Raw genomic sequence first — 15,717 nt, 5'->3', positions numbered from 1 at the left:
GGATACGTGCACGCGCGCGTCACCGACCTCGCCGAGGCGAAGAACCACTACGCCAACACCTTGGGCCTCTACGAGACCCTGGCCGAGGGCGGGAAGGTCTACTACAAGGCCTGGGACGAGTGGGATCACCACTCGGTCGTCCTGGAGGAGGGCGGCGTCGGTGTCGTCAAGTTCGGCTTCAAGGTCGAATACGAATCCGACATCGACCTGATCGAGAAGAAGGCCCAAGACTTCGGCCTCACCGTCGAGCGGATGAGCAAGGGCGAGAACCCTGAGGTCAGCGACGGGATCCGCTTCATCTCCCCGTCGGAACACGTCTTCGAGGTCTACCACGACCAGACGCTCATCGGCACCGAGGTCGGCACCCACAATCCGGACGCCTTCCCCCGTCACCTCGTTGGGGTCGGCGTGCCCGCGCTGGACCACGCGCTGATCCTCGCCGAGGACGTGCGGACGATGGAAAATATGTTCCGCGCGGTCTTCGACTTCTTCCCCACCGAGCGCGTCCAGACCGACCTCGAGGACAAGGACGCCCACTTCATCGCCTCGTGGATGACGGCCAACAACCAGATCCACCAGATCGCCGTGCTCGAAGGTCCGCAGGCCAAGTTGCACCACTTCGCCTTCAAGCTCGGCGACTGGACCGAGGTCGGACGGGCCGGCGACATCTTCGCCATGGACGACGTCCCGATCGACATCGGCCCGACCCGCCACGGCATCACCCGCGGCCAGACGATCTACTTCTTCGACCCGTCCGGCAACCGCAACGAGGTCTTCGCCGGCGGCTATCCGGCCTATCGCGACCGGCCGATCAACAAGTGGACGCCCGACCAGATCGCTAAGGGCATCTTCTACCACGCCCGCGAACTCAACGAGCGCTTCACCTCCGTCTACACCTGATCGGACGCGCAACTCCCGGTGGCGGCGTCACGGACAGCCGCGCCACCACCGGTCGATCCGTGCTGCCCGCCACCCGCCGAGAGGAGCCGACCCGTCATGTCCGACGCATTCACCGTCACCGCCGCGACCTCGACGTATGCCGGCGCCCGCCGCGCGCTTGATGCGGCCCTGGCCGCGGCCGCGGAGATCGGCGGCGCCTTCAATATCGCGTTCACCGATGCGGCCGGCCGGCCGCTCGCCTTCGCCCGGATGGACGGGGCGTTCGCCGCCTCGGTCCGATCGCCGCGGACAAGGCCTGGACGGTGGCCAACTTCGGCGGTCTCGCCTCGGATGCGCTCTATGCCGCGATCGTCGCCGAGCCGGATGTGCGCGCCGGGATCCTCGCGCAACCCCGGGTCGCCGCCTTCCCCGGCGGGGTCGGCATCGTCGTCGACGGCCACCTGGTCGGCGCGATCGGCGCCTCCGGTGGCTCGGCCGCGCAGGACAAGCTGGTGGCCGCGGCCGGGGCGGCGGCCGTCGCCGGGGTCGGCTGACCTCTTCCACTTCTCCTGCCGCTCGCGCACGACAGTCCGAGCCGGCCGACCTCCCCTACCCGAAACCGACTCCAGGAGTGGGCCCATGACGCCCTTCATGCTGCGGATCGCTCAGTTGGTCGGCGCCGACGAGGCCGATGTCGACGACGCCGGCATCGAGGCGACGGCCCCGAAGCCGCTGACCCGGATCAGTCGGCGCATCGCCACCAGCACCTCTCCAGATAGCCGAGCGTTGCCCCGAAGGCCTCGTGCAGGTCGGCCCGCGAGGTGACATGGGGCGCGTAGTAGAACTGCCGCGGGTCCATGTAGGAGTAGGGATCGGTGAGCTTGAGGGCGCTGACGTCCGGGGAGTAGATCTCCTTTGCCGGCGCCCACAGCGCCTTGTAGTGGAAGTTGACGACGCCCTGGAGGTCGATCGTCCCTTCCTCGTAGCGCGAGGCCGGCCGACCGCCATACCGCTCCACGATGTGCTGGAAGGTCTTGCGTTGGGGTTCGATGACCTGCGCGCGCAGTTCGATCTGCACGGGTCCTCCGACCGCGGAGGAGGTGGCGGCCGACGGGGGCGACCCGACGGCATACGCCTACGGGATGGTCGCCGACGTCATCGCCGCCGATCACGCCAGCCTGTCCGGCTGCAAGGGCTACCTCTGCGGCCACCGCTGATGGTCGAGGCCGCGCTGAAAACGCTGATGTCCAAGCGGCTCTTCCCGCGCGACATCTATCGCGAGGAGTTCTTCAACGCCGGCGACAAGGCCGCCGGCGTCAACAGCCCGCTCATCAAGCGCTGACCCGACGGGCCACCGTGTCTCGGCGTCACGTGGCGAACGGGTTCTGGACGGTCACGCCGCGCACGATCAGGCCGTCCTGCAGGTCCTCACTGTAGAGCGTCGCACACCCCGCGAGTCGCGCCGTCTCGATGATCATGGCGTCCCAGATCGAGACCTGGTGCGAGGTCGAGGTCTCGGCGGCCCGGACGACGAGCTCCGCATCGGCCGGCACGACCTCGAGATCCGCGAGTGACGTCAACGCCTTCAGGGCGATGTCGTCGGCAGCGAGGGCGAGATCGTGCGGGTCACGACCGAATAGAACTCAAGGAGGACCTGGGTGCTGATCACCGCGTCGGGATGATCGCGCATCAAGCGACGGGCAACCGCTTGCTTCGCCGGTTCAGCGTTGTCGAAGGCATAGACCACCACGTTGGTGTCGAAGAAGTCGGCCACCGTGCAACTCGTCGCGCGTCCACGCCCGGCCGTCGGGGCCGTTGCGAGCGGTGGACGCTTCGGCGATCGTGAGCACCCGCGCCATCTTCTCATCGGCCTCGCCGGCATCGGCATAGCGACGCAGAGGCTGGGCGAGGCAGGCGTTGACCGACTTGTTCCGCTCGAGCGCCCGCAGGCGCGCACGCTTGAGGGTCGCGTCGTCCACCGTAATCGTGCGATTGGCCATGCAGCGGTGTAGCGCGGAATCCGTGTAGCACGGGGTGATAGACAACGGGCTGAAGGTCGGTGTCGTCGGCGAGGACGACATCGAAGGGTGCCGCCAGGACCTCGTAGCCCGCGGGGATGGCCTGGCCGAGTGCGCCCGCACCTGGGAGAACCGCATACGGTGGTGATCGATGCGCACTCCCACGAGCACCTACCGACTCCAGATCACTGAGGACTTCGACCTGCGCGCGGCCGCGGGCATCCTCGGCTACCTGCACGACCTCGGCGTCGACTGGGTCTATCTCTCGCCGCTGCTGGCCAGCGAGTCCGGCAGCGAGCACGGGTATGACGTCGCCGACCACAGCGCCGTCGACCCGGCGCGCGGTCGCTCCTCCGGCCTCTCGGCGCTCTCGGCGGAGGCGCGCCGGCTCGGTATGGGCGTGCTGGTCGACATCGTGCCCAATCACGTCGGCATCGCCCAGCCGTGGCAGAACACCTGGTGGTGGCACGTGCTCACGCACGGCCAGGAGAGCCCGTATGCCGCGGCCTTCGACATCGACTGGCCGTTCGGCAACGGCCGGGTGCGGATCCCCGTCGTCGGCGACGACGACCTGCGCGCGGATGGCACCATTGCCGGGCTGCGGGTCGAGGCGGGGGAGCTGCACTACCACGACCAGCGCTTCCCGCTGGCTCCCGGAACGGTCGGGCCGCTGGACGACAACGCCGACGCCGTGCACGGCCGCCAGCACTACGAGCTCGTCTCGTGGCGGCACGCCGACGACGAGTTGAACTACCGTCGCTTCTTCGCGGTCAACACCCTCGTCGCAATCCGCGTCGAGGACCCCGAGTGGTTCGCGAAGTCGCACGAGGAGGTCGGGCGTTGGTTCGCCGACGGGCTCGTCGACGGGCTGCGGATCGACCATCCCGATGGGCTCGCCGACCCCGGCAAGTATCTCGACGATCTAGCCGTGCTGACCGACGGTGCGTATGTGCTTGTCGAGAAGATCCTGGAGCCGGGCGAGACCCTGCCGCACCAGTGGGCGACCGCCGGCACAACCGGGTATGACGCGCTCGCCCTGATCGATCGCCTCCTCACTGATCCCGCCGGCGAGTCCGGCCTGACCGCCCTCGAGACCGAACTCCGCGGTGAGGCGCTCGACTGGCAGGCGCTCACCCATGGCACGAAACGCGTTGTCGCGGACGGGATCCTGCACTCCGAAGTCCGCCGCATCGTCCGGGATCTGTGGCCCTTGCTGGAGGCCCTTGATCCGCTCGACCCGGCCGTCATCGAGGACGCGATCGCCGAGTTGCTGGCTGCCTTCCCGGTCTATCGCTCCTACCTCCCGCTCGGGCGCGAGCACGTCGACCAGGCCTTCGCCACGGCGCTGACGAGGCGGCCCGATCTGGCCGCCGCCTTCGATGCCCTTGCCCCGCTGCTCGGCGACGGCGCGGCCGCCGGGACTCAGCGCTTCCAGCAGACCTCGGGCATGGTGATGGCCAAGGGAGTCGAGGACTGCGCCTTCTATAGGACCTCGCGGCTGAGCAGCCTCACCGAGGTCGGGGGCGATCCGTCCTTCTTTGCGCTCGCGCCCAAAGACTTTCACGACGCCATGGCGATTCGGCAGGCCGAGTGGCCGGTGGCCATGACGACGGCGACCACGCACGACACCAAGCGCGGCGAGGACGTGCGCGCCCGAATCGCCGTGCTCGCGGAGGTGCCGGAGCGGTGGAGCGCATGGCTCTCCCGGTTGCTCGACCTCGCACCCGTGCCCGACCGGTCCTTCGGCAACCTGCTTTGGCAGGCGATCATCGGGGCCTGGCCCGCCTCCCGCGAGCGCCTGCGCGCGTATGCCGTCAAGGCCATGCGCGAGGCCGGCGATCGCACCGCCTGGACCGCGGTCGACGCGGACTACGAGGCGGCCGTCCAGGCCGCTATCGACGCGGCATACGACAATCCCGAGGTGGCCGCCGTGGTGGCCGAGATCCTCGATGCCGTTGTCGATGCGGGCTGGTCGAATGCCTTGTCCGCCAAGCTGATCGGCCTGACAATCCCGGGCGTGCCGGACGTCTATCAGGGCGCTGAGCTGTGGGAGCAGTCGCTGGTCGATCCCGATAACCGGCGCCCCGTCGACTACGCCATGCGACGCGCCGCGCTCGCTGACCTCGGCCCCGGCACCGCACGCCGGCCCTCAGGTCTCGATGATCTCGGCGTCGCCAAACTGCTGGTCACTCAGCGCGCCCTGACCGCTCGGCGCGACGAGGGGGAGCGATTCACGGCATACGCCCCGGTGGCGGTGCAGGGCGACGCGGCCGATCACGTGGTCGCCTTCGATCGCGGTGGCGCGGTGACGCTCGCGACCCGACTGCCCGTGGGGCTGTCGGCGCGCGGCGGCTGGGGCGATACCACGATCGCGCTGGCCCCCGGCCGCTGGCGGGATGCCTTCACCGGAACGATTCTGGAGGCCGACGACGCCGGCGTCGCCGTGGGCGAGGTTCTCGCCGCGCTGCCTGTCGCTCTCCTGCTTCGCCTGCCCGAGCAGCCTTCTGCCAGAGGCCAATTCGATGTGTGGGCGCCGGTTGCGCAGCAGGTCGACCTCATCGTCGCCGACGAGAGCATCCCGATGCGGCGCGGCCCGGGCGACTGGTGGTCGCCGGTCCGGGCGGTCCCGGTGCCCGCCGAGGGCGTCGACTACGGCTACCGCCTTGACGGCACCGAAGAGGTCCTGCCCGATCCGCGATCGCGGTGGCTGCCCAGCGGCGTGCACGCGCGCTCGCGGACCTGGGATGCGTCGACCTTCGTGTGGACCGATCAGGCATGGCGGGCGCGTCCGCTGGCCGGCTCGGTCATCTACGAGCTGCACATCGGCGCCTTCACGCCCGAGGGCACCCTCGACTCGGCCATCGGCCGGCTCGACCACCTGGTCGACCTCGGCATCGACATCGTCGAGGTCATGCCCGTCAATGCCTTCAACGGTCAGGCCGGCTGGGGCTATGACGGTGTCGCCTGGTGGGCCGTGCACGAGACGTATGGCGGCCCGGACGCCTACCAGCGCTTCGTCGACGCCTGCCACGCCCGGGGCCTGGCCGTGGTCCAGGACGTCGTGCACAATCACTTCGGCCCGTCGGGCAACTACCTGCCCCGCTTCGGGCCCTATCTCAAATCCGGCGAGGTGACCTGGGGCGATCCGGTCAACCTCGACGGCGAGAACTCGACCGAGGTGCGCCGCTTCATCCTGGACTCGGCGCGCGCCTGGTTCACCGACTTCCACGTCGACGGCCTGCGCCTCGATGCCGTGCACGCGTTGCAGGACGCATCCGAGATGCACCTACTCGAGGAAATGGCGATCGAGACCCAGGCCCTGGCCGCGCACTTGCGCCGGCCGCTGATCCTGATCGCCGAGTCCGACCTCAATGAGTCCTCTCTCGTGACCTCGCGCGACGGCGGTGGCTACGGACTCGACGCGCAGTGGAGCGACGACTTCCATCACGCCCTGCACGTGGCTCTGACCGGCGAAACCGACGGCTACTACGCCGACTTCGCGCCGCTGTCGGCCTTGCAGCGGGTTTGCGAGGAGGGCTTCTTCCATGCCGCGACGTGGAGTTCGTTCCGCGGCGCCGACTGGGGGACGCCGATCGCGCGCGAGACGCTGCCGGCATCGCGGCTGGTCGTCTACAGCCAGAACCACGACCAGATCGGCAACCGCGCCCGGGGCGACCGGCTCACCGAGGTTCTCGATGACGACCAGTTGCTGGCCGCCGCCCTGCTCACGCTGCTCGGCCCGTTCACCCCGATGCTGTTCATGGGCGAGGAGTTCGCGGCCGGCACGCCCTTCCAGTTCTTCAGCTCGCATGGCGAGCCAGACTTGGGGCGCGCGATCTCCGATGGTCGGCTTGCCGAGTTTGCCCGGCTGGGCTGGGACCCGGCCGTCGTGCCGGACCCGCAGGATCCGGCGAGTTTCGCTGCGTCGCAGTTGGATTGGCGGGAGCTGTCCGGCGAGCGCGGTCGCCGTGTGCACACGGCATACCGGGAGTTGATCGCCTTGCGACGGGAGCTGCCGGCGCTCACCGACCCGCGGCTGCTCGATGTCGCCTGCGCGGTTGATGAGGCCGCCCGCACCTTCGTGCTGCGTCGTGGCAGCGACGCGAGCGCCGTGGTCATCGTCGTGAATTTCTCGGCCGAACCCGTCACGGTCGGCCTCGGCGAGGACATCACGTATGCCGTGCGTTGGGCCACCCCGTCCGGCGCCACCGTGCGCGGCTCGGCTGTGGAGCTACCGCCGCACGTCGGCGCGCTCCTCGTGCCTGCCGTCGGCCGGTGACACCCACGGGCGCGACGACACCGGTCAGATGACGCCTTGGGCGACCATTGCGTCGGCCACCGGGATGTAGCCAGCCAGATTGGCGCCGACGACATAGTTGCCCGGCGCCCCATACGCAGCGGCCGTATCCACGCACTTGCGGTGGATCTCGCTCATGATCGCCGCGAGCTTGGCCTCGGTCTCTTCGAAGCCCCAGGTGTCCCTGCTGGCGTTCTGCTGCATCTCCAGGGCTGAAGTGGCCACACCGCCGGCGTTGGATGCCTTACCCGGCGCAAACAACCCCCCGGCCTCCTGCAAAATCGCGATCGCCTCGGGCGTCGCGGGCATATTCGCACCCTCGGCCACCAATCGAACGCCATTGGCCACCAACGACTTCGCTCCATCTGCCGGCAACTCGTTCTGGGTGGCGCAGGGCGAGGCGATATCGCACGGGACATCCCAGATGGACGCACTCGGGACGTGCGTCGCCGACGCGCCGCGCTCCGCGGCATACGTGCTCAGGCGCTCGCGCCGCCGCTCCTTGACGTCCTTGAGCAAGGCGAGATCGATCCCCTCAGCATCGACGACAAAGCCGGCGGAGTCGGAGCAGGCGATCATGGTGCCGCCGACGCCGATATCGCCCGGGGGCAGGTCGGTGTATTCGTCGATGTGGCGATAGAGCTCGGTGATGAAGGACTGGCAGAAGCGCATGATCTCGGCGTCCGTGCGGCCCTTGGGGTCGAAGTCGGAGCCGCCCTTGCCGCCGCCGATCGGCAGGGTCGACGATCAGCGACGCGTCGAGATCAACAGGGGCTATCGCGTGGAGTTCAACTCCGCGCTCGGGCCATTCAAGGGCGGGCTGCGTTTCCACCCGTCGGTCAATCTGTCGATCATCAAATTCCTCGGCTTCGAGCAGGTCTTCAAGAATGCCCTGACCGGTAGTCGAACATCGGGTGCATGCTGGGGTGGAGGGATTCGGCCATGCGGGCACGTTACCCAGTGCCGGATGCCGTGCCCGCGCCCGGGGCCGCCCGCCCCGGGCGGGGGTCAACCGGCTACGTGACTTTCCAGCGGGCAGCGACCTCGGCAGAACAATTCTTCTCCGTCCAGGTCTTCCATGCGTCGACCGCCTTCTTGATCTGTTCGGGGGTCTGCGGCTCGATGGGAATCCCCTCGGCGGTGTTGTCGAGCCCGGCTTGCGCGCTGCCGGCCAGGGCCGCCGTGATGCGCACATCGTCCTTGATCTCGCTCGGCGCGCTGGCCAGGGCGACCTTGCGCGCGGCGGTCGCAGCCTGCGCGAGCTCGTTGTGGTCAGGCCCGTTCATTCCCTCGACATAAGCCGCGGCGGAGTCCAAGACCGTGGCCGTGACCTCGCAGAAGTCTCGGGACGCTGCCGGCGGGTCGTCCCCGGCGGTGGCTGACGGGCTCGGTGCGGACCTGGTCGGCGCTGCTGACGACGTCGTGGCCGACCCCGACGGACTTGGCGTCTAACTCGTGCGCCCACCGCCACACCCCGCTAAGGCGGGGAGGGCGACCGCAGAGGCGATGAGGGAAGGCGGATCGACATCTCGGACCTTTCTCTTCGCGGCGGCAGCGGCCCCGGTCACCGTGCGATCAGTATGGAGCGGCTGTCAAGGCTGCTGATACACCCGACCAGCGACCCTGTCGTGGGAACGACCTCATAGGCCTGCGTCGCGCAGGGTGCGGGTCAGGGTGAACGCGGCCGTGCGCACGGCCGGACCGAGCACACCCGGGTCGATCGACGCGGCCGGCCCGGTGATCGACAGGCCGGCGCGGATGCGGCGATTCGCGCCGAAGACCGGTGCGGCCACGCAGGCCACGCCGAGGTGGGACTCGCCTAGGTCCAGCGCCATGCCGACCGATCGGATCTTGCGCAACTCACCGATGAGCCCATCCGCGGTGGCGATCGTCCGCGAGGTGACCGCCGGGAGCCCCGCCTCGATCCGCGCCTTCACGGTGGCCGCGGATGAGTAGGCCAGGATCGCCTTGCCCACGCCGGTCGCGTGCGCGGGGAAGCGGCCACCCACGCGGGAGGCGACGTCGATCACGCCGGCGCCGAGGATCTCGACATAGACGACGTCGATTCCGTCCAGCACGGCGAGATGGACGCGCTGCCGGGTCGCTTCGCGCAGGTCCTCCATGATCGGTAGCGCCACCGACGAGAGCGTCCGATGTCGCGGCACCAACTCGCCCAATTCGAAAAGGCGGATGCCCAGCGCATACATCCCCTCCTCGTCCCGCTCCAACAGCCCCTCGCCGACAAGCTCCGCGCACAGTCGATGCACCGTCGACTTCGGCAGACCGGTCCTGACGGTCAGCTGCGCCAACGCAATCCGCGCCGTGCCAGGGTCGAAGGCATTCAGCACCGCGAGATAACGACCCAGCACGGTGCGAGGGCCGCCGACGCCCGTCTCGCTCGCACCGTCGCGAGCGTTCCATTCACCGGAACGCATGCATTGATTAGACGCGAGAAACCCGCGATTGTCACGGCAGCACACCCTGAGGAGTCGCCCGCATGTCCATCGCCACCGAGAACAGCGCCTGGTGCGCCTCCACTCCCAAACGCCTCCGCCCGGCCGATCAGTCGAGCGCGTCGGGGCTGAAGTCGGTGGGCACGGCCCTCGATGTGCTCGAATGCTTCGCCGTCGATTCCGAGCTCGGCGTCTCCGATGTGGCTCGGCGCCTGGGCGTGGCGAAGTCCACGGCTCACCGGCTGTTGAGCACGCTCGTCAGCCGCGGCTTCGTCGAGCAGGATCACGCCACCGGGCAATACCGCCTCGGCATCCACATCTACGAGTTGGGCCAACTCGCGTTGCAACGCAACCAACTGCGGTATGTCGCACTCCCCACCATGCGCCATGTCGCGCGCGCCACCGGTCTGACCGTCAACCTCGGCGTCCCCGACGGCGCGGACGTCGTCTTCGTCGAACGCCTCGAGAATGCCGACGGCCTGCGGATCCTCGGGCACGCGGGACGTCGCCTGCCTGCGCATTGCACGAGTTCAGGCAAGGCCATCGCTGCGCACAACGACCTCGCCAATCAGGCCCGGATGGCGGCGGGCTTCCCCCCGCGATCTCGAGGCACCGTGCGCACTGACGCTGACTGGCTCCGGATTCTCGATGGCGTCCGCCGCGACGGTTTCGCCGCCTCCGACAGCGCGGCCTTCGAGGGGGCGTCCTCGGTGGCCGTCCCCATCCTCGAGCACAAGCGGGCCATCGCGGCGATCTCCGTTTTCGGCCCGAGCGAACTGATCGCCCCGCAGGTCGACCGACTGGTGCCGCTGCTGACCGCGGCGGCCAATCGGATCAGCCGCGCCTACAGCGCCTGACCCACCTGCCGTCCCACCCGGCGATGTTCCCCAAAGCGGAACGTGAGCGCCACGGCCGGCGGGCACCGGCATACGGTCAGTGACATCCCCGTCTCATCGAAAGGGAAACCACCGTGGATGACCACGCGCGTGGCGAGGTCGCCGCGCGGCTGCTGGCGGCGTATGCCGATGGGCCGATCGCGCCGCTGACGGCCACCTATGCGGACCTGACCCTCGACGACGCCTACGCGATCCAGCAGCACCAGATCGCGACGCTGCTCGCCCAGGGCCGGACCATCAAGGGCCACAAGGTCGGCCTGACCAGTGTCGCCATGCAGAAATTGCTCGGCGTCAGCGAACCGGACTACGGACACCTGTTCGATGACTTCTTCTATCTCGAGCACCTGCCGATCCCCGCGAGCCGCTTCCTGCAGGGCCGGGTCGAGCCCGAGGTCGCGTTCGTGCTGAAGAAGGCGCTCGCCGGCCCCGGGGTCACGGTCCCCGATGCGATCTCGGCGGTCGACTATGTGCTGCCGGCGCTGGAGATCGTCGACTCCCGGATCGCCGACTGGAAGATCGGGCTCTACGACACGATCGCCGACAACGCCAGCTCCGCGGCTGTGGTACTCGGCTCGACGCCCACGCCCCTCGGCGAGGTCGACCTGCGCCGCGTCGGGGCCGTCATGCACAGGAACGGCCACGTGGCCGGGACGGGCGCGGGTGGTGCCGCGCTCGGCTCGCCGATCAATTCCCTTGTCTGGCTTGCCAATACGGTCGGCGCGCGCGGCGTCGTTCTCGAAGCCGGCCACGTCATCCTGCCCGGCGCGGTGTGCGCCATGGTCCCGATCGCCGCGGGCGACTCGGTCACCGCGACCTTCGCGGGTCTCGGCTCGGTCACCGCGCGTTTCGTCTAAGGAGTCACCACTGTCATGAGCAGCACCAAGGCCTCCGCCGCGATCGTCGGCCCGGGCAATATCGGCACCGACCTGATGTTCAAACTGTTGCGCCGCAGCGACATCATCGAGCCTTGCTACATGATCGGCGTCGACCCGGCGTCCGACGGGCTGCGCCGGGCCGCGTCGCTCGGCCTGACCGCGAGCGCCGAGGGCGTCGACTGGCTGCTCGCCCAAGACGACCGGCCCGATATCGTCTTTGAGTGCACCTCCGCTAAGGCGCACGCCGCCAATGCCCCCCGGTATGCCGAGGCCGGCATCCTCGCGGTGGACCTCACGCCGGCGGCGGTCGGGCCATACATCTGCCCCCCGGTCAACCTCGACTTCAACCTCGACGCCCTCAACGTCAACATGATCACGTGCGGTGGCCAGGCGACGACGCCGATGGTCAAGGCAGTCTCGTCGGTCGTCCCCGTGCCGTATGCCGAGATCGTCGCCTCGATCTCGTCCAAGTCGGCGGGGCCCGGCACTCGCGCGAATATTGACGAGTTCACCGAAACCACCTCTGCCGCACTGGAAGTCGTCGGTGGCGCAGAGCGCGGCAAGGCGATCATCATCTTGAACCCCGTCGAACCACCCCTGATGATGCGCAACTCGGTCTTCTGTGCCATCCCCGCGGAGGCCGGTGAGGCGGGGGTGTTGCAGGATCGGATCCTCGCGTCGATCCACGCGATGGTCGCCACCGTGCAGGAGTACGTCCCTGGCTATCACCTGCGCGCCGATCCCCAGTTCGATCCCGCGCGGGAGCTATGGCAGGGGATGGCCCGAGTGTTCGTGCCGATCGAGGTCAAGGGACGCGGCGACTACCTGCCCGACTACGCGGGCAATCTCGACATCATCACAGCGGCAGCCGCTCGCGTCGGCGACATCCTCGTCGCGCACCGCCTCGGCGTCGAAACCACGTGGAAGTCCTCGGCCGACCTCGGCGAGAAGGTAGGAGTCTGAAGAGCCATGGGAGACATGACGATTCGCCCGGAGGATCTCCCGGTCGTCGCCGACCAGGTGACGGAGTCGGAGGTCCTGGCGCGGACGCCGACGGGCGGTGGTGAGCGCGACCTGCGGATCACCGACTCGACGCTGCGCGACGGCTCGCATGCGATGAGCCATCAGTACACCGAGGGGCAGGTACGCAGCGTCGTGCACGCGCTGGACGCCGCCGGTGTGCAGGTCATCGAGGTCTCGCACGGCGACGGCCTTGGGGGATCGAGCTTCAACTACGGCTTCTCCAAGGTCGACGAGTTCCAGCTCATCTCGGCGGCCGTCGAGGAGGCTACGCAGGCGAAGATTGCGATCCTCATGCTGCCCGGGCTCGGCACAGTGCACCACTTGACGAAGGCCGCTTCGGTGGGGGCGTCGGTCGCTCGGATCGCCACGCACTGCACCGAGGCCGATGTCTCGATCCAACATTTCGGCGCGGCCCGCGAACTGGGGATGGAGACGGTCGGCTTCCTGATGCTCTCGCACAAGGCGAGCCCGGAAGTGCTTGCGCAGCAAGCGCGGATCATGGTCGATGCCGGGGCGCAATGCGTCTATGTCGTGGATTCGGCAGGTGCACTGGTGCTCTCGGACGCCCAGGAGCGGGTCGAGGCGGTCATCGCCGAGATCGGGCGCGACGGTGCGCAGGTCGGCTTCCACGGGCACCAGAACCTGAGCCTCGGGATCGCGAACTCGGTGCTCGCCTACCAGGCTGGTGCCCGGCAGATCGACGGCGCCTTGTGTGCGCTCGGGGCAGGGGCAGGCAACTCGCCCACCGAGGTCCTCGCCGCCACTTTCGAGCGGCTCGGCATCCGCACGGGACTCGACCTCGGCGAGGTGCTGTCGGCGGCCGAGGACGTCGTGCGGCCGTTCATCCCCCGGCTGCCATGGATGGACCGCGCGTCCATCACCCAGGGGTATGCCGGCGTCTACTCCTCCTTCCTGCTGCACGCCGAGCGGGCATCCCAGCGGTACGGCGTGCCCGCCCACGCGATCCTTCAGCGGGTCGGGGAGTTGGGCTATGTCGGCGGCCAGGAGGACATGATCATCGACATCGCCCTGCAGTTGCAGCAGGAGGCCGAACTCGGTGACCTCGCTGGGGCTGGGGTGCGCTGATGAGTGTGGACACGGCATACGGCAAGGCGCCGGAGGGCGGCTGGGACGTCGAAAGCGTTGCGGCAGAGCTGCTTCGGTGTGAGGACGAGCGGATCGAGCGGCCACCGTTCACCGACGAGTGGCCGGAACTCGACCTCGACACCGGCTACCGGGTCCAGGACCTCAATCTCCAGGCGCGGCTGGACCGGGGCGAGAAGCTGATCGGCGTCAAGCTCGGCCTGACTTCGCGGGCGAAGCAGAACCGGATGGGGGTCTTCTTCCCCTTTGTCGCTTGGCTCACGGATGCGATGATCCTGCCCGCGGGTGACCCGATCCCGCAGGAGCGGCTGATCCATCCGCGGGTGGAGCCGGAGATCGTCTTTGTCATGGGCGATCGGCTTGTCGGGCCGGGCGTGACCTGTGTCCAGGCCATGGCTTCGGTCGACAGTGTCTGGGGCGGAGCGGAGGTCATCGACAGCCGCTACCAGGATTTCCGTTTCAAGGCGGGCGATGTCGCGGCCGACAACGCGTCCTCCGGCGCGTTCGTGACGGGACCGGTCGGCCTGCCGCCGAGCGACCTCGATCTGACCCTCGAAGGCGTCCTGCTCGAGGTCGAGGGGCAGATCCTCGACTCCGCGACCGGCGCTGCGGTGCAAGGACACCCGGGTGAGGCGCTGGCCCTCGCCGCCAACGACCTCGCGCGTCGCGGGCACGCCATCGAGGCCGGATGGATCGTGCTGACCGGCGGGATGACCGACGCGGTCTTTGCCCCGCCCGGGAGCTCGATCGGCGTGCACTTCACCAACCTTGGCTCGGTCTACCTCAGCGGCGGAGCGTGACCACGGTGCCTTTCATCGACGTCACCCTCGTCGCCGGCCGCACGCCGGAGCAATTGCGGGCCCTGATCACCAAACTGACCGACGCGGCAGCGGAGGCGATCGACGCACCGCGCGAGTCGATCCGGGTAGTTATCCGCGAGGTCGAAGCGACGCACTGGGCGGCCGGCGATGTGACGATCGCCGAGCGACGCGGCACCGGCTGAACCGGCTTCACGTCGAGTGGGAGTCGGCATTCATCGGTGCGTTCCGCATCGGGAAACAACCCTGTTCATCGGGGCCCTGCCCCGGGAAAGGTGGATGGCATGAGTGAGTTGGAGTTCTTCGGGCACATCATCGACAACGCCGAGGTCGACTCGCTCGACGGTGGCCGCTTTGACGTCTGGAACCCCTGGACCCGCGAGATCTGGGCGCAGGCGGCCGAAGGGTCGGCGGCGGATGCCGACCGCGCGATCGCCAGTGCGCGGACGGCCTTCGACGAGGGCGACTGGCCCCGGCTCGGGCGGGTGGAGCGGGCCAAGGCGATCCACCGCCTATCCGACCTGATGGAGCGGCGCACCGACGATCTGGCGCGCTACGACACCGTCAACATGGGCAAGCCCTTCGAACAGGCCAAGCACGATGTCGCTCGCTCAGTCAGGAACTTCCGCTTCTTTGCCGATCACCAGCGCGACAACGTGGGCGAGGTCTACCCGATGGACAGCGGCCATCACGCCTACAGCGAGTTCGGGCCGGCCGGTGTCGTCGCGGCGATCAGCCCGTGGAACTTCCCGCTGATGATGGCTTCGTGGAAGATCGCTCCCGCGATCGCCTGGGGCAACACCTGCATCATCAAGCCCTCGGAGGACACGCCCGCGTCGGTGACGCTGCTCGGGCGGCTCGGGGCTGAGGCGGGCTTGCCGCCGGGCGTGCTCAATGTCCTCAATGGCCACGGCGCCCCCGCCGGCGCCTCGCTCACCGGCGACGACCGCGTCGACCGGGTGACCTTCACCGGATCCTCCACCACGGGCAAGTATGTGATGGCTTCTGCCGCAACCCATCTCGCTCCCGTGTCGCTGGAGTTGGGCGGCAAGGGCGCCAATCTCGTCTTCGCCGATGCCGATCTCGACAACGCGGTCTACTGGGCCGTCGAGGCCATCTTCCGCAACGCCGGCCAGATCTGTCTCGCCGGGAGCCGGCTCTTCGTCCAGGACGAGATCTATGACGAGTTCATGGCCCGCTTCAAGGCGGCGGCCGAGGCGCTGACCATTGGTGACCCCTTCGATCCGGCGACCCGATTCTCGTGCTTGGCGAGCAGGCGGCACTTCGAGAAGGTCGCCTCTTATGTCGACGCGGCAGAGGCACTCGGCGGCAAGATCCACACCGGGGGCGTCGC

17 protein-coding genes and 2 pseudogenes are annotated in these 15,717 nt (G+C 68.7%); 12 read left to right on the top strand and 7 right to left on the bottom strand.

What is annotated here, in order from left to right; all coding sequences use genetic code 11:
* The coding region (locus tag PKH97_RS06000; RefSeq protein ID WP_324386497.1) for a catechol 2,3-dioxygenase at window positions 1–900 on the top strand (900 nt) is incomplete at its 5' end.
* A gap of 278 nt (window positions 901–1,178) precedes the next feature.
* On the top strand, window positions 1,179–1,433 hold the full coding sequence (locus tag PKH97_RS05995) for a heme-binding protein (RefSeq protein ID WP_324386499.1): 255 nt from the start codon (window positions 1,179–1,181) through the stop codon (window positions 1,431–1,433).
* 188 nt (window positions 1,434–1,621) lie between these two features.
* On the opposite strand, the gene PKH97_RS05990 is transcribed toward PKH97_RS05995, so the two are convergent.
* Entirely contained in the window at window positions 1,622–1,957 is a 336-nt protein-coding gene (locus PKH97_RS05990; protein WP_324386496.1) for a hypothetical protein, read from the bottom strand.
* A gap of 138 nt (window positions 1,958–2,095) precedes the next feature.
* Between PKH97_RS05990 and PKH97_RS05985 the strand changes: the two genes are divergently transcribed.
* Window positions 2,096–2,221 (top strand): hypothetical protein, encoded by a 126-nt coding sequence (locus PKH97_RS05985; protein WP_324386495.1) that lies wholly within the window; start codon window positions 2,096–2,098, stop codon window positions 2,219–2,221.
* Between the two features lie 25 nt (window positions 2,222–2,246).
* Here the strand turns inward: PKH97_RS05985 and PKH97_RS05980 are convergent, their stop codons facing one another.
* The 3 genes from PKH97_RS05980 to PKH97_RS05970 are packed head-to-tail and all read right to left on the bottom strand — an operon-like array spanning window position 2,247 to window position 2,879.
* Window positions 2,247–2,459, bottom strand: a complete 213-nt coding sequence (locus PKH97_RS05980) for a PIN domain-containing protein (RefSeq protein ID WP_324386494.1) — start codon at window positions 2,457–2,459, stop codon at window positions 2,247–2,249.
* A gap of 5 nt (window positions 2,460–2,464) precedes the next feature.
* Window positions 2,465–2,626, bottom strand: coding sequence for a hypothetical protein (locus PKH97_RS05975; RefSeq protein WP_324386498.1), 162 nt, complete (start codon window positions 2,624–2,626; stop codon window positions 2,465–2,467).
* The gene (locus tag PKH97_RS05970; protein WP_324386500.1) at window positions 2,601–2,879 is read right to left on the bottom strand and encodes a hypothetical protein; all 279 of its coding nucleotides are present in this window, start codon (window positions 2,877–2,879) and stop codon (window positions 2,601–2,603) included. The genes PKH97_RS05975 and PKH97_RS05970 overlap by 26 nt, the downstream gene beginning before the upstream one ends.
* 169 nt (window positions 2,880–3,048) lie before the next feature.
* Between PKH97_RS05970 and treY the strand changes: the two genes are divergently transcribed.
* The gene (treY, locus tag PKH97_RS05965) at window positions 3,049–7,176 is read left to right on the top strand and encodes a malto-oligosyltrehalose synthase (RefSeq protein WP_324386493.1); all 4,128 of its coding nucleotides are present in this window, start codon (window positions 3,049–3,051) and stop codon (window positions 7,174–7,176) included.
* Between the two features lie 24 nt (window positions 7,177–7,200).
* Here the strand turns inward: treY and PKH97_RS05960 are convergent.
* A pseudogene (locus PKH97_RS05960) lies at window positions 7,201–7,932 on the bottom strand (Glu/Leu/Phe/Val dehydrogenase dimerization domain-containing protein); the annotation flags it as partial.
* A 1-nt stretch (window position 7,933) separates the two neighbouring features.
* On the opposite strand from PKH97_RS05960, the pseudogene PKH97_RS05955 reads away from it, so the two are divergent.
* Window positions 7,934–8,218: pseudogene (locus tag PKH97_RS05955) on the top strand (Glu/Leu/Phe/Val dehydrogenase dimerization domain-containing protein); the annotation flags it as partial.
* Here the strand turns inward: PKH97_RS05955 and PKH97_RS05950 are convergent.
* Both PKH97_RS05950 and PKH97_RS05945 read right to left on the bottom strand, forming a co-directional pair.
* Complete coding sequence (locus PKH97_RS05950) at window positions 8,211–8,480, bottom strand: hypothetical protein (RefSeq protein ID WP_324386492.1); 270 nt, start codon at window positions 8,478–8,480, stop codon at window positions 8,211–8,213. The pseudogene PKH97_RS05955 and the gene PKH97_RS05950 overlap by 8 nt on opposite strands.
* Before the next feature lie 354 nt (window positions 8,481–8,834).
* Entirely contained in the window at window positions 8,835–9,629 is a 795-nt protein-coding gene (locus PKH97_RS05945) for an IclR family transcriptional regulator (protein WP_324386491.1), read from the bottom strand.
* A 62-nt stretch (window positions 9,630–9,691) separates the two neighbouring features.
* Here PKH97_RS05945 and PKH97_RS05940 point away from each other — a divergent pair, with 62 nt between their 5' ends.
* The 7 genes from PKH97_RS05940 to PKH97_RS05910 all read left to right on the top strand — a co-directional run.
* A complete protein-coding gene (locus tag PKH97_RS05940) occupies window positions 9,692–10,504 on the top strand; it encodes an IclR family transcriptional regulator (RefSeq protein ID WP_324386490.1) in 813 nt (270 codons plus the stop codon).
* Between the two features lie 113 nt (window positions 10,505–10,617).
* A complete protein-coding gene (locus PKH97_RS05935; protein WP_324386489.1) occupies window positions 10,618–11,397 on the top strand; it encodes a 2-keto-4-pentenoate hydratase in 780 nt (259 codons plus the stop codon).
* A 15-nt stretch (window positions 11,398–11,412) separates the two neighbouring features.
* Window positions 11,413–12,381, top strand: a complete 969-nt coding sequence (locus PKH97_RS05930) for an acetaldehyde dehydrogenase (acetylating) (RefSeq protein WP_324386488.1) — start codon at window positions 11,413–11,415, stop codon at window positions 12,379–12,381.
* Between the two features lie 6 nt (window positions 12,382–12,387).
* Window positions 12,388–13,527, top strand: a complete 1,140-nt coding sequence (dmpG, locus tag PKH97_RS05925) for a 4-hydroxy-2-oxovalerate aldolase (RefSeq protein ID WP_324386487.1) — start codon at window positions 12,388–12,390, stop codon at window positions 13,525–13,527.
* The gene (locus tag PKH97_RS05920) at window positions 13,527–14,345 is read left to right on the top strand and encodes a 4-oxalocrotonate decarboxylase (RefSeq protein WP_324386486.1); all 819 of its coding nucleotides are present in this window, start codon (window positions 13,527–13,529) and stop codon (window positions 14,343–14,345) included. The genes dmpG and PKH97_RS05920 overlap by 1 nt, the downstream gene beginning before the upstream one ends.
* Window positions 14,342–14,548 (top strand): 2-hydroxymuconate tautomerase, encoded by a 207-nt coding sequence (locus tag PKH97_RS05915; RefSeq protein WP_324386485.1) that lies wholly within the window; start codon window positions 14,342–14,344, stop codon window positions 14,546–14,548. Before PKH97_RS05920 ends, PKH97_RS05915 begins: the two co-directional genes overlap by 4 nt.
* 99 nt (window positions 14,549–14,647) lie before the next feature.
* On the top strand, window positions 14,648–15,717 hold a 1,070-nt coding region (locus tag PKH97_RS05910), incomplete at its 3' end, for an aldehyde dehydrogenase family protein (protein ID WP_324386484.1).

This window comes from Nostocoides sp. (assembly GCF_035343835.1).
Classification (GTDB): Bacteria; Actinomycetota; Actinomycetes; order Actinomycetales; family Dermatophilaceae; genus Nostocoides_A; species Nostocoides_A vanveenii.
Note: the sequence above shows the minus strand (reverse complement) of the source record. Positions and strands in the feature narration are given on the sequence as shown.

Coding starts and splice junctions, on each gene's coding strand:
- PKH97_RS05930 (WP_324386488.1), top strand. CDS start 11,413: ATGAGCAGCACCAAGGCCTCCGCCGCGATCGTCGGCCCGGGCAATATC.
- PKH97_RS05940 (WP_324386490.1), top strand. CDS start 9,692: ATGTCCATCGCCACCGAGAACAGCGCCTGGTGCGCCTCCACTCCCAAA.
- dmpG (WP_324386487.1), top strand. CDS start 12,388: ATGGGAGACATGACGATTCGCCCGGAGGATCTCCCGGTCGTCGCCGAC.
- PKH97_RS05985 (WP_324386495.1), top strand. CDS start 2,096: ATGGTCGAGGCCGCGCTGAAAACGCTGATGTCCAAGCGGCTCTTCCCG.
- PKH97_RS05945 (WP_324386491.1), bottom strand. CDS start 9,629: ATGCGTTCCGGTGAATGGAACGCTCGCGACGGTGCGAGCGAGACGGGC.
- PKH97_RS05970 (WP_324386500.1), bottom strand. CDS start 2,879: ATGGCCAATCGCACGATTACGGTGGACGACGCGACCCTCAAGCGTGCG.
- PKH97_RS05920 (WP_324386486.1), top strand. CDS start 13,527: ATGAGTGTGGACACGGCATACGGCAAGGCGCCGGAGGGCGGCTGGGAC.
- treY (WP_324386493.1), top strand. CDS start 3,049: ATGCGCACTCCCACGAGCACCTACCGACTCCAGATCACTGAGGACTTC.
- PKH97_RS05950 (WP_324386492.1), bottom strand. CDS start 8,480: ATGAACGGGCCTGACCACAACGAGCTCGCGCAGGCTGCGACCGCCGCG.